Origin of the sequence: Pseudomonas boreofloridensis (assembly GCF_030580795.1) — a bacterium.
GTDB classification, from domain to species: Bacteria; Pseudomonadota; Gammaproteobacteria; order Pseudomonadales; family Pseudomonadaceae; genus Aquipseudomonas; species Aquipseudomonas boreofloridensis.
In genome coordinates this window covers 66,153-78,670 of record NZ_JAUQOQ010000020.1, presented here as the reverse complement: position 1 = coordinate 78,670, position 12,518 = coordinate 66,153, and the positions used below count along the sequence as shown (strand labels likewise).

General features: G+C 66.0%; 12 protein-coding genes. 7 read left to right on the top strand and 5 right to left on the bottom strand.

Going from position 1 to position 12,518, the window contains the following annotated elements; all coding sequences use genetic code 11:
- Positions 1–397 precede the first annotated feature (397 nt).
- Positions 398–1,612: a cytochrome P450 family protein gene (locus tag Q6A47_RS20045; protein WP_304485173.1), complete on the bottom strand. Its 1,215-nt coding sequence runs from the start codon at positions 1,610–1,612 to the stop codon at positions 398–400.
- Between the two features lie 143 nt (positions 1,613–1,755).
- On the opposite strand from Q6A47_RS20045, the gene Q6A47_RS20040 reads away from it, so the two are divergent.
- Positions 1,756–2,913 carry a serine hydrolase domain-containing protein gene (locus Q6A47_RS20040; RefSeq protein ID WP_304485172.1) on the top strand — a complete coding sequence of 386 codons (1,158 nt, stop codon included), beginning with the start codon at positions 1,756–1,758 and terminating at the stop codon, positions 2,911–2,913.
- Here the strand turns inward: Q6A47_RS20040 and Q6A47_RS20035 are convergent.
- Positions 2,908–4,017, bottom strand: a complete 1,110-nt coding sequence (locus Q6A47_RS20035; protein WP_304485171.1) for a transglycosylase SLT domain-containing protein — start codon at positions 4,015–4,017, stop codon at positions 2,908–2,910. The genes Q6A47_RS20040 and Q6A47_RS20035 overlap by 6 nt on opposite strands.
- A 161-nt stretch (positions 4,018–4,178) precedes the next feature.
- On the opposite strand from Q6A47_RS20035, the gene Q6A47_RS20030 reads away from it, so the two are divergent.
- The 4 genes from Q6A47_RS20030 (at position 4,179) to Q6A47_RS20015 (ending at position 8,339) form a co-directional block, all read left to right on the top strand.
- A complete protein-coding gene (locus Q6A47_RS20030; protein WP_029611918.1) occupies positions 4,179–4,670 on the top strand; it encodes a type III secretion system chaperone family protein in 492 nt (163 codons plus the stop codon).
- Between the two features lie 10 nt (positions 4,671–4,680).
- A complete protein-coding gene (locus Q6A47_RS20025; protein WP_304485170.1) occupies positions 4,681–6,843 on the top strand; it encodes a type III effector in 2,163 nt (720 codons plus the stop codon).
- Between the two features lie 182 nt (positions 6,844–7,025).
- Positions 7,026–7,445, top strand: a complete 420-nt coding sequence (pmcY, locus tag Q6A47_RS20020) for a periplasmic Zn2+ metallochaperone PmcY (protein ID WP_029611919.1) — start codon at positions 7,026–7,028, stop codon at positions 7,443–7,445.
- Between the two features lie 24 nt (positions 7,446–7,469).
- Positions 7,470–8,339, top strand: coding sequence for a cation diffusion facilitator family transporter (locus Q6A47_RS20015; RefSeq protein ID WP_039580552.1), 870 nt, complete (start codon positions 7,470–7,472; stop codon positions 8,337–8,339).
- Between the two features lie 11 nt (positions 8,340–8,350).
- Here the strand turns inward: Q6A47_RS20015 and Q6A47_RS20010 are convergent, their stop codons facing one another.
- Entirely contained in the window at positions 8,351–9,190 is an 840-nt protein-coding gene (locus tag Q6A47_RS20010) for a DUF6515 family protein (protein ID WP_304485169.1), read from the bottom strand.
- 385 nt (positions 9,191–9,575) lie between these two features.
- On the opposite strand from Q6A47_RS20010, the gene Q6A47_RS20005 reads away from it, so the two are divergent.
- Both Q6A47_RS20005 and Q6A47_RS20000 read left to right on the top strand, forming a co-directional pair.
- Complete coding sequence (locus Q6A47_RS20005) at positions 9,576–10,052, top strand: Lrp/AsnC family transcriptional regulator (protein WP_029611921.1); 477 nt, start codon at positions 9,576–9,578, stop codon at positions 10,050–10,052.
- 53 nt (positions 10,053–10,105) lie between these two features.
- Positions 10,106–10,309: a DUF2788 domain-containing protein gene (locus Q6A47_RS20000; protein ID WP_029611922.1), complete on the top strand. Its 204-nt coding sequence runs from the start codon at positions 10,106–10,108 to the stop codon at positions 10,307–10,309.
- Positions 10,310–10,342: 33 nt separating this feature from the next.
- Here the strand turns inward: Q6A47_RS20000 and Q6A47_RS19995 are convergent, their stop codons facing one another.
- A complete protein-coding gene (locus Q6A47_RS19995; RefSeq protein ID WP_039580560.1) occupies positions 10,343–10,972 on the bottom strand; it encodes a pseudouridine synthase in 630 nt (209 codons plus the stop codon).
- A gap of 6 nt (positions 10,973–10,978) precedes the next feature.
- A complete protein-coding gene (gene amn / locus Q6A47_RS19990; protein ID WP_116889351.1) occupies positions 10,979–12,442 on the bottom strand; it encodes an AMP nucleosidase in 1,464 nt (487 codons plus the stop codon).
- Positions 12,443–12,518: the final 76 nt, after the last annotated feature.

The following is a 12,518-nucleotide window of genomic DNA, read 5'->3' as shown; positions in this document are numbered from 1 at the left end:
AGGCCGCTCCCACACGCAGCCGGCGCGGTGTCAGACAGATTGGGAGATCATCGAGCGCTAGAGGCTAAGGGCGCAACTGTCTTGCTCAACTTCTGGCAGCTCACCGGCCCTTGTAGGAGCGGCCTTGAGTCGCGATGGAGCGCGCAGCGGTCCCAGGTTTTCTACTTAACCGCTGCCATCCTCGGGACCGCTTCGCGGTCCAATCGCGACACAAGGCCGCTCCCACACGCAGCCGGCGCGGTGTCAGACAGATTGGGAGATCATCGAGCGCTAGAGGCTAAGGGCGCAACTGTCTTGCTCAACGTCTGGCAGCTCACCGGCCCTTGTAGGAGCGGCCTTGAGTCGCGATGGCGCGCGCAGCGGTCCCAGGTTTTCTGCTTCGCCGCTGGCAACGGCGTCAGGCCACCGACCAGCGCACCGGCAAGGCCTGCGGCCCGCGGAAGTTCGGCACGTAGCGCCAGCGCACGCTCTCGGGCGTGCCCTCCAGTTGCAGGCCTGGGCAGCGCCTGAGCAAGGTGTTCAAGGCGATCTCCAGCTCCTGACGCGCCAGCGAGGCGCCCAGGCAATAGTGGGTGCCTTTGCCGAACGCCAGGTGCGGGCATGCTGGGCGTGTCAGATCCAGAATGTCGGGCCGGGCACACAGCGCCGGGTCGCGATTGGCCGATCCCACCACCGCCATCAACAGTTGACCGCGCTGCAAGCGTTGCCCGCCAAGCTCGGTGTCCTGGGTGACGAAGCGCACCATGGCGCGTTCCACCGACGAGTCATAGCGCAGCAATTCCTCCACCGCGTTGGCCATCGAGTCTGGCGAATCGCGCAACTGAATCAGCGTGTGCGGATGTCGCAGGAGCAGGTACACCGCATTGCCGATCATCGACGCCGCCGTTTCATGCCCGGCGACGATCAGCAGGGCGATCATGCTGCACAGCTCGCTGCTGCTGAGCACGTTGCCGTCCTCCTCGACCTGCACCAGCGCCGACACCAGGTCGTCGGTGGGCGCGGCGCGGCGCTGCTCGATCAAGGCCAGCATGTAGCTCGCGAACTCGGCGTAGCAACGCTGCAACTCGCTCAGGTCATGCCCGACCTGCTGGACGATGAGCTGGGACCAGCGGCGGAAATCGTCCCGGTCCTGGGCCGGGACACCGAGCAGTTCGGCGATCACGATGATCGACAGGGGAAACGCGTACTGGCTCACCACATCCAGACGCCCGCTCGGCCCGGCCTGGTCCAGCAAGCGCTCGGCAATCTGCTCGATGCGCGGGCGCATGGCGTTGACCGCCTTGAGCGTAAAGGCTTTGTTCACCAAGCGACGCAGACGCCGGTGGCGCTCCCCGTCACGGTTGAGCATGTGGTCGTTGAGAAAGGCGATGGACTGATCGCCGCCCATCATCGCCGCGAACTGCGGGCTGATGCGGGCCGGGTCACGGGCGAAGCGTTCACTGTCGAGCAGCACCGTTTCCACGTCCTGCGCGCCGGTGACGTACCAGATCGGCAACTGCCCCGGCGGCTGGCTGAGGAACACCGGCGCGGCCTCGCGCAGCGTCGCGTAGTGCTGGTAGGCCGCGCTGCGGAAGGCATCGCTGTTGAAGTCGAGGGTACAGGCGTAGGCCATGGACAAGCTCCGGGAACAGGGGGGTTGTCCCTGAGTGGCCGGGTGCACGGAAAAGATCCCTCGCCGGGTTCTCGAACAGGCCTCTGAACCGATTCGACCGCCGCGCTCACTCAGGGAGACCTTTGCCGATCTGTGGAGCTGACATGACGCACGCACCCGTAGTCCATGGCCATTGCGACCCGCGCTTCGAGCCGGTCAGGGCGGCCTTCATCGCCCTGATGCACAGCCCGTTCGAGCGCGGCGCCGCCCTGTGCCTGCAAGTCGACGGCGAAACCGTCATCGATCTCTGGGCCGGCCTGGCCGGGCCGGAGCCGGAGCGCCTGTGGCAACAGGACACCCTGCTCAATCTGTTCTCCTGCACCAAGCCCTTCACGGCGGTGGCCATCATGCAACTGGTGGGCGAAGGCCGACTGGACCTCGATGCCCCGCTCTGCCAGTACTGGCCGTCGTTCGCCGACGCGGGCAAGGCCTCGATCACCCTGCGCCAGGTGCTGTGCCACCGCGCCGGGCTGCCGGCCATCCGCACGCCCTTGGCGTCACACACCCTGTACGACTGGGACACCATGGCGCAGCTGATAGCCGGGGAACAGCCCTGGGCCGGCGCCGGCGAACGGCAGACCTATTCGCCCTTGCTGTTCGGTTGGATCCTGGGCGAGCTGCTGCGTCGGGTAGACGGCGTATCGCCCGCCCAGAGCATTTGCAGCCGGGTGGCCGAGCCCCTGGGGCTGGACTTCCACCTCGGCCTGGACGAGGCGACCATGGCGCGCTGCGCGTACATGGCGCGGACTCGCGAGGATATCTGCGACGAGGCCTTCGCCCGTGTGCTGCAGGATGTGCTCAACGCACCCACGACCATGAGCGCGCTGGCCTTCGCCAACCCGCCGATGCTGCTGGGGCGCAGCAACGAACCGGGCTGGAAGCGCATGACCCAGCCAGCGGCCAATGGCCACGGCAATGCCCGCAGCCTGGCGACCTTCTACGCCGGCCTGCTCGACGGCCGCTTGCTGGAATCGCCGATGCTCAATGAAATGCTGCGCGAGCACAGCGCCGAGTACGACCCCACGCTGCAGACACCGGCGCGCTTCGGCCTGGGCGTGATGCTCGACCAGCCCCAGGTGACCAATGGCAGCTATGGCATGGGCCGCGAGGCGTTCGGGCACATGGGCGCCGGTGGCACCGTCGGTTTCGCCGACCCGGAGCGCGGTGTGTCGTTTGGCTTCGCCTGCAATACCATCGGCTCGTACGTGTTGATGGACCCGCGTGGCCGACACCTGGCCAGCGTCGCGGCGGCCTGTCTATAGCGTCGGTTCGTCGGCCTGCGCGACCTGCGGGCCGACCGGGACACGCTCGGGGGTGACGCTCCCGGGCGCTTCGCGGTTTAGCGCGCCGGGTTGCGCGGCCCTGGCGATCAAGTCCGGCTGCGCGGTCAATCGACCTGACGCGGCCATGGGCAGCAGCACGCGTCCACTGGCCCGCCCGCGCTCGGTCGGGTTGAGCATGCGCAGTTCGCGCTCGTGCACACCGGACAGTTGCGCCAGGTGCGCCAGGTCCACCGGTTGCGCCAGGGCAAGCATCTGGAAGTACGGCTGATCGGCGATGGGCTCCAGGTCGATGTCGTAGTCCGCTGGGGCATTGACCAACTGCGACAGCGCCAGCAACCGCGGCACATAGTTCTGCGTCTCGCCAGGCAGCGCCAGGTCCCAGTAACCGGTCGCCAGCCCCCGGGCGCGATTGCGCTCGATGGCCTGGCGCACGCGCCCTTCGCCTGCGTTATAGGCGGCCAGGGCCAGCAGCCAGTCGCCCTCGAAGTAGTCATGCAGGTAGGACAGGTAATCCAGGGCGGCGCGGGTGGAGGCTGGAATATCCCGACGCTCGTCGTAGCCCGCCCGCTGCTCCAGTCGATAGCGCCTTCCCGTGGCCGGGATGAATTGCCACAGGCCCATGGCCTGGGCGGGCGATTGCGCATTGGGGTTGAAGCCGCTCTCGATGGCGGGCAACAGCGCCAACTCCAGCGGCATGTTGCGCTTGCTCAGTTCGCCGACGATGAAGTGCAGGTAGCGGCTGCCGGCGCGCCCGGTCTGGGTGAGAAACCCCGGACGCTCGATCAGCCAGCGGCGCTGCGCATCGACCCGCGCCACGCCATCGGTCTCGGGCTGCAGCGAAAAACCCTGGCGCATGCGTGCCCACAGGCTGCCGTCGCTGTGCGGCGAGCGTTGCGCGATGTGCACCAGCGTGTCGGTCGGCGCGGGCGTGCGCCAGCGTAGCTGGGAGCGGTAGGGCTCGTTGGCGAACCGGTCGCCGATGGTCAGCTGCGGTTCGAGGTGCTGGCAGCCGGACAGCACAGTCGCCATGGCCAGCAGGGAGAGCCCTGTGCAGACCGAGCGCGGTGAAGGTGAACGGGACATGGGCGGTCAACCTTGAATGAGGTGGCGCCCATGGGTGGCCGAGAGCGGCCCGGCGGTTCCCCACCTGGCGACGCGACGAAGTGCCCGGAACCGAAAGCTCGCAGGGGTCACTCACCAGCAGCAGGTGCCTCCCGCGCCTGCCTGACGACACGAGGTCACTCATGGCGGCACCTTCCTATTGCAGGCTGATCGATCAGCTCTGTGCACTGACGATGATTCCCAGTCCATCCGCGTTCTATGAACACGCCAACCTGTCGATCAAGGCGGTCGACTTTTCCCTGAAGCACACCCCCAGCGTGGGCGAGGGTGACGTGTTCATCTACGCCAGCTTCGGACCGCTGCCCACCGCCCACCGCGAAGCGGTGCTGCAACGGCTGCTGGAAACCAACCTGTACCTGCTCAGCGGGCCGTTCTGCCCGTCCTTGGCCTACAACAGCGACAACCAGGAGGTGACGCTGATCGGCCACGTGCCGCTGGAAACCCTCACCGCCGAACACCTGCTCGGCCTGATGGGCGGTATCGCCGACATGGCGCTGAACTGGCGCAACGGCTACTTCCTGGACGGCCCCCAGGCCGCGCCACCGGCCAACGCTGCCCAGGCGCCGAAAACCGGCAGACGCCCAGCAGGCTTCACCCACGCGTTGTCGAACTAGGAGAGACACCATGGCAGATTTATCCGTAAGCCAGAGCCTGGCGGTCCAGCGCCAGCAACAGGACGATGCGATCACCACGGCCCCGCCCATTCGGGATGTCACGACCTCCTCCAGAGCATTGGTGCCCTTTCATCTCGGCGCACTGACGCGCGCGCCGTCGCAAGCGCTGCAGAGCAAGCGAAGCGAACTTCATCCTGTGATCGCCTCGCTGACCGAGCAGAGCCTGGCCAACACGCCGCTGGCTTTTGCCCATCAATGCATGAAGCTCGAAGGCATGGCGCTCGAGGTGGCCGCAGATACCCCTTACCAGGACTTGCACCGGGAACTGGCCGGGATGGGCGGCCGGCCGCACCCGATGTTGTCGGGCCACGATGAAGCCCGGGCCTTCAGCCAAGACTTCACCGCCTTCCTGCTCAAACCTCAGGAGCAACGAGACAAGGACGGTGGTTTCACGGCGGTCTGGGATGCCCACTGCGCGCGAGTAGGCGACACCCTGGGGGCCTACCACACGTTGTGCGAGGAAGTGATAAAGCACAACGAGAACCCCGCCGACCTGCCACACTTGACCCGCAGTCACGAGGCGTTTCGTGGCTACGCCAAAGGGGTGGTCAAGGACATGAGCAAAGACATGCCCGAGCGCCTTGGCATCTTCCTGACAAGCCGTATCGAGCATGCGCAGACGACGGCGAACGACCCGACATTGAGCAAAGAAGCGCAGGAACGTACGCGCCACGAACTGACCCAACTGCAGGCCGTAGGCAGGGAACTGCAAGGATTCATCAGCAAGACGGAAGAAGACCAACCACACACCTCGATCCCACTCGCCCAGGCGACGAAGGCCAACGAGGGCCTGGATAACGCCCTGAAGAACGTCGCACGCGAGGACACGATCAAGGACCTCAAGGCCCACTCCGGCCTGCTCATCGGTGCGGCAGTGTTCCTCGGCGCGGGAATCCCCCAGGGCGTCGCGTCAGCGGGGCACTTCGGCGCCAGCACATCGGCGATCGATGAACGAATGGCCGATGAGCCCTTCATCAATCACATCGCGGCCACCTCGGCGGTGCTGGGCGGTTCACACAAGCTCATCAGCGACGGCATCCGTCCGTTCGTCCAGGCGTCGGTCGACAAAACCATTGGCAGAACCATGGTCAAGGTCGATCCAATGTCCGTGTACCCCACGCCATTGAAAGACATCAGCGTAGACGGGCGACGCGTCGCCAACCCCGATTTCGCCCGCCAGGACACTACCCGGGCAGACCAGCGCAAGGACTTCAAGCGTCTGCAGAACGCCAACAATTTCGGCACCATGAGCGGCGATTTCGCCGGCTACCTGGCCTTCGGCACCGCCCATGCCCTGCGTGAACTGTTGAATCAATACACGTCGCTGACCACCACGGGCATCGGCGCACGCTCGCTCGCGTCGGCCGCAGGCGGCACCTTCATGGCCGGCGGCCAGGCGGTGGCGAAGTACGCCCAGACCCATGGCGACGAACGCATTCCCACCTACCGAGTGACCCAGCAGACCAAGGACTGGGGCGAGGTGATGCCCGAGACGCTGCGCGATGTGCTGGGCAAACTCAACCCAACCGATACTGCCAACTTGAGCGACCTGATCAACCGTATCGTCGGCGCGTTCCCTGGGATCGGGATGCGCACGGGCGTCGGGGATGCCGCCCTTGCGCAATTGAAATCAGCCGCAGCAGCGATCGTCGCCGCGACGGGCATGACCGAGAAACCCGGCGATGTGGAAAAGATGGTGATGGTGATCAGTACCTTTGTCTCCTCGGGCCTGACGCTGCAGCCCTTCTTCGCCAACAGTGTGGCGGCGCCTCTGGAGAACAAGGCCCTGCACGGTGAGGACAAACTCGCCTTGCGGGCCAGCGTTCCGGTGCAGAACATTCTCCATCCAGACCGCGACTCGCTTCCCCACACCCAGCCCCCCGGCGTGCGGCGCACGCTGGAGAATGCTTACCACGTGAGCCGCGGCGTGAGTCAGCTCGGTCCGCAAAGCGTCGTGGCTGGGCTCAACGTGGTCAGCGATGCAATCAAGGACAAGGTGTCAGGCTCGAAAAAAACGGCCACTCCCGACCCGATCGAGTTGGCAGAACGCGGTCAGGCCACTACTCAAGGCACGCCCGCTGACGAAGGACAAACCAGCACCCGTCCTACCTGATGAAACCGTCGCGCCGTCCCTGCCGGGTGGCGCGACACCCCTCGAGCAAACGGTCACACAATCGCGGTGGCTCTACCTGGAGCGAGCAGGTATAACGGCGAACCGAAATGGCGGCGGCATGGTCTGATTGCAGGCCGACGCTGATCGGCCAGGTTCCCGTTGTCCTCTTTCCGGAGATTCCCATGCGCATCCCTTCCCGCATCATCGGCGGCGCCCTCATCGCGGCGCTGCTGACTCAAATGACGGCGTGCGGCACTATCATTTATCCCGACCGTCGTGGCCAGATCGAAGGCAAGATCGACCCGGTGGTCGCGGTCATGGACGCCATCGGCATCCTGTTCTGGGTGCTGCCCGGCCTGATCGCCTTCGGCGTCGACTTCGCCACCGGCGCCATCTACTACCCCGGCGGTAAGACCGCGCAGATCGACCCGGCCAAACTCAAGCCCGCCGTCGATGCCCAGGGTAATGTCGACAAGCTCAAGCTGCAGGCCATCCTCGAAAGCGAACTGGGCCAGCGCCTGCCGCTGGACGACCCGCGCCTGATCCAGCACCGCGGCAGCGTCGAGCAACTGGCCGCCTTCGGCCTGGTGCCCGCCGCCTGATCCCTTCCCGTCCGAGGCCTGTCCATGACCACCAACGCCGAACATCAACGCCTGCTGCGCCTGGTCACCCGCGCCTCGCTGTCGGTGGCCAGTATCCTGGTCCTGGCCAAGGCCGTGGCCTGGTGGATGAGCGGCTCGGTGAGCCTGCTGGCCGGTCTCACCGATTCCATGCTCGATGCCGTGGCCTCGTTCCTCAACTTGCTCGCGGTGCATTACGCCTTGCGCCCGGCCGACGACGACCACCGCTTCGGCCACGGCAAGGCCGAAGCACTGGCCGGCATGGCTCAGGCGCTGTTCATCGCGGTCAGTGCCGTGCTCATCGGCCTGCAGGCGGTAGAACGCCTGCAATCGCCGCAGCCGCTGGGCGATACCGGTGCTGGCATTGCGGTGATGCTGCTGTCGCTGGTGCTGACCGTGGCGCTGCTGGCCTTTCAGCGCAAAGTCATCCGCGTCACCGGCTCCACGGCGGTGCGTGCCGATTCGCTGCATTATCGGTCCGACTTGCTGCTCAACAGCAGCATTCTGCTGGCCCTGCTGCTGGCCCGCTTCGGCTGGCCGCAGTTGGATGCGATCTTCGGCCTGGCCATTGCGCTGTACATCCTCTGGAGCGCGGTGCAGATCGCCCGCGAGAGCACCTCGATCCTGATGGACCAGGAGTTGCCCGGCGAGGTGGTCGAGCGCATGCAGGCGCTGGCGCTGGCGATCCCCGGTGTGCAGGGCGTGCATGACCTGCGCACGCGCATGTCGGGCAGTCACTGGTTCGTGCAACTGCACCTGGAACTGCCCGGCGAGCTACCGCTGCACGAGGCGCACGCGCTATGCGTGCAAGCCTCGGCGGCGATCCGTGAGGGTTATCCGCGAGCCGATGTGATGGTGCATGCCGACCCGGTGTAACGCCGCGCGCTTCAGTTGACGCTGTAACCCCGTCCGCTCAGGCACGCCGCCAGCGAGCGGCGATAGTCATTAGCCACACCGGGCGGCGGGGCGCTGCTGGCCGTGGCCGGGTCGAAGCCGGACTGGCTGACCGCCCAGCGATGACAGTGGTAGCGGTCCTGCTCCTGCTGCTGCGGGCCTTGGCCATTGGCCGGATAGGCGATCACGTCGTAACCGCCGCCGGGCTGGGGTTCAGGTGGCGGGGCGTAGGCCGGCGCCGTCGGGTTGACCACCACATAGTCCTGGCGGTCGGGCTGGTACTGGTAGTAGGTGTCGGCGACCAGGAAATACAACAGCCCACTGAGCCAGACCTCCTGGGCGTAGGACGGCAGCGCGTCGACCCTCAGGCCATACGGCGGGCGCACCACGATGTAGTCGCCGCCGTGGGGGCGATACCAGTAGCCGCCGGAATAGTAGTAGTCCTGACCGCGATACGGCACTCGCCGGTAGCGCTCGGGGAAGCGATCGGTGGTGTAGCCGGGGCGGTACTGTGGGCCTGGCCCCCAGCCATCGCCATGGCCGTCGGGCCTGCCGTGCCAGTCGCCGCCGGGGCGCTGGCCCGGACCGCCGGCTTCCCAGCGACGGTAATCGCCGGGGCGGCGCGGAATGTCCTGGTAGTAACCGGGACGCGGCGGTTCGGTCTGGCGCACTTCGTCGCGCGAGTTCAGGGGCGAACTGGGCACGCCCGGCCCATTGGGATCGGGCGGAGCAGGCCTGCCGGGCGCGTCGCCCGGTCCGATGGCCAGTGCGCCCAGGCTGATGCCCATGCCCAGCACCCCGATTACCGCCCACTGCCCGATGCGCGACCTCATATGATTCCTCTCGCTAGCGCTGCTGCTTGGTCCGCGCAGTCTAACCCGCCGCGCAGGTGAGGTTCAGACAATAAAAAAGGGAGGCCAGTCGGCCTCCCCTCGGGAATTGTCGTCCGTGCTCGACGCTTGTGGCGTCGGCTCACCTCGCCAGGTCTTCTGGACCCTGCGCAGCCCGGGGGCCAGTTGATCCGATGGGATGGCTGGCCGCGACCGCCCGCTTGAGGCGCGTCGCTGTGGACATGAGTCCGGGCAGTGATTCTGTGGGTAACGATAGAGGATCGGGACCGGCACAGGATTGCGAAGATTGCGGTGATAAATAGCACTTGCGCAATTTTTCACTCAGGATCGATAATTCGCCGCAATCCGAACAGAAAAGGCATTGTCCATGAGCAAGCTTGACCGCTACGACCTGAGCATCCTCGCCGAATTGCAGCGTGACGCCCGCATTTCCAACCAGGAACTGGCCGAGCGCATCGGCTTGTCGCCCTCGCCCTGCTCGCGACGGGTCAAGCAGCTCGAAGACGACGGCTATATCTCGCGCCAGGTGGCGCTGCTCGATCGCAAGAAGCTCGGCTTGAGCCTCACCGCCTACGTGTTGATCGGCATGGATCGCCACACCCCCGAGCGCTTCGAGACCTTCGAAGCCGCCATCCGCAGCCTGCCCCAAGTCCTGGAATGCAGCCTCGTCACCGGCATGGACGCGGACTATCAGCTCAAGGTGGTGGTCCCGGACATGGACCATTACCAGAAGCTGCTGCTGGGCAGCCTGACCCGTATCGAAGGCGTCACCAGCGTGCGCTCGAGCTTCGTGCTCAACCAGGTACTGGCCAGTACCGAGATGCCATTGACCCACCTGCGTTGAATCCTGCCGAGGGCGGCGTATGATCGGGCGCTCTGACTGACAGGAGCCGAACGATGGACCCCGCGGTATTCGAAGAATGGATGATGATCGTGCTGGTCAGCGTGCTGATCGGCTTCATGGGCTTCATCGTCTGGGACCTGGCGAAGAAGTCCAAGGCCGGACGCTTCGGGACGCTGATCCTGTTCTTCGTGCTCGGCCTCGGGGTGATGGCGTTCATCATCAAGAGCGTGGTGGTGGGCTTCATCGAAGGCGTGTAGTACCTGGAGCGGGCCTGCCAGCGAGCCGCGCGCCTACAGCTTCGCCGGCACCTCGCGCCAACACCCCTGCTCCAACCCATCCAGCGTCCAGTCGCCGATGCGCACTCGCACCAGGCGCAAAGTGGGCAACCCCACCGCTGCCGTCATCCGCCGTACCTGACGGTTGCGGCCTTCGCGAATCACCAGCTCCAGCCACGCCGTCGGCACGCTCTTGCGAAAGCGCACCGGCGGGTTGCGCGGCCACAGCGTCGGCTCGTCCAGCGGGCGGGCCTCGGCGGGCAGAGTCATACCGTCGTTGAGTTCCACGCCTTGGCGCAGACGCTGCAACTGCTCGGCGCTCGGCTCACCTTCCACCTGCACCCAGTACGTCTTGGGCAACTTGTGCCGAGGATCGGCGATGCGCGCTTGCAACTGGCCGTCGTTGGTCAGCAGCAGCAGACCCTCGCTGTCGCGGTCCAGCCGCCCAGCCGGATAGATACCGGGGAGGTCGATGAAGTCCTTGAGCGTGGCGCGCCCCTGGTCGTCGCTGAACTGGGTGAGCACGTCGAACGGCTTGTTGAACAGGATCAGGCGCGGTTCGGCCGGTGGCGCCTTGGGCGGGCGCCGGGGGCCGGTAGGACGCGCCGCCGGGCGGCGCGGTTTGGAGCGGGGAGGCAGGGGCATGGGTCCTCAGCGGAACGGCGGCTCGTCGAAACTGCGCAGTTTACGCGAGTGCAGCGTGTCCAGCTCGGTGCGCAGCAGGTCGAGGGCGGCGATGCCGATCTTCAGGTGCTGGCTGACGGCGCGGTTGTAGAACGCATTGGCCGAGCCCGGCAGCTTGATCTCGCTGTGCAGCGGCTTGTCGGAGACGCACAGCAAGGTGCCGTAAGGCACCCGCAGTCGATAACCCTGGGCGGCGATGGTGCCGCTTTCCATGTCCACCGCCACGGCGCGCGACAGGTTGATCAATGGCCGCTCCTGGGCCCAACGCAGCTCCCAGTTGCGGTCGTCGTAGGTCAGCACGGTGCCGGTGCGCAGGCGCTTCTTCAATTGCTCGCCGCGTTCGCCAGTGACCTGCGCCGCCGCTTCCTGCAGCGCCAACTGCACCTCGGCCAGGGCCGGGATGGGAATGTTCGGCGGCACCACGCGGTCGAGAATACCGTCGCGGCGCATGTAGGCGTGGGCCAGCACGTAGTCGCCGATGGTCTGCGATTGGCGCAGGCCGCCGCAGTGGCCGATCATCAGCCAGCAGTGCGGCCGCAGCACGGCCAGATGGTCGGTGATGTTCTTGGCATTGGACGGACCAACGCCGATGTTGACCAGGGTGATGCCGTCGCCGTCGGCCGCGATCAGGTGGTAGGCCGGCATCTGGTAGCGGTGCCAGACCACGCCAGCGACCAGGGCCTGGGCTTCGCCGTTGTCCATGCCCTTTTCGATGACCACGTTGCCCGGCAGGACCATGCGCACGAAGCGCGGATCCTGGTGCAGTTGCTCCAGGCCGTGGGCAATGAATTGATCGACGTAGCGGTGGTAGTTGGTCAGCAGAATCCACGGCTGCATGTGGCGCCAGTCGCTGCCGGTGTAATGCACCAGCCGGCGCAGGGAGAAATCCGTGCGCGCAGCGTCGAACAGTGCCAGCGGCAGGGTTTCGGCGCTCTCCCAGTCGTACAGCCCGTCGGCAATGTTGTCGGTGGCCGCGGACAGGTCGGTGCTGGGGAATACCCGCGCCAGGGTGGCGGCGGTGATGCCGCTGCCGGCCAGTTCATCGCCCTGGTCGACCACATAGGGATAGGGAATGTTCTGCTCGCTGACGCCGACTTCCACGGTCACCGTGTAGTCATGCATCAACGGGCGCAGCTGTTCGAGCAGGTAGCTGCGGAAGGCCGCCGGCTGGGTGACGGTGACGCTGTAGGTGCCGGCCACCTGGACCTTGGCATAGGCGCGCGTGGTGGCGGCGACTTCGCCCTGGCTGAAGTAGGTCAGGCGAATGGCCGGGTAGCGGAACTGCGCGCGCTGCGCCTCATCCGGCTCGGTACGGTCCTTGAGGTAACGCTTCAGGGCCTGGCTGAGGGCACTGGTGGCTTGTTCATGCAGGGCCGCCAGACGGTCGACGGCCTGTTCGGGGGTATCAACGACTACAAACGCTTGGCTCACGCTGGGCTTCCTGTCTTGGACTCATGCATGCAGACCATCTTGCCTGCGATCCATTGCAAATTCATCTGTGGCAGCG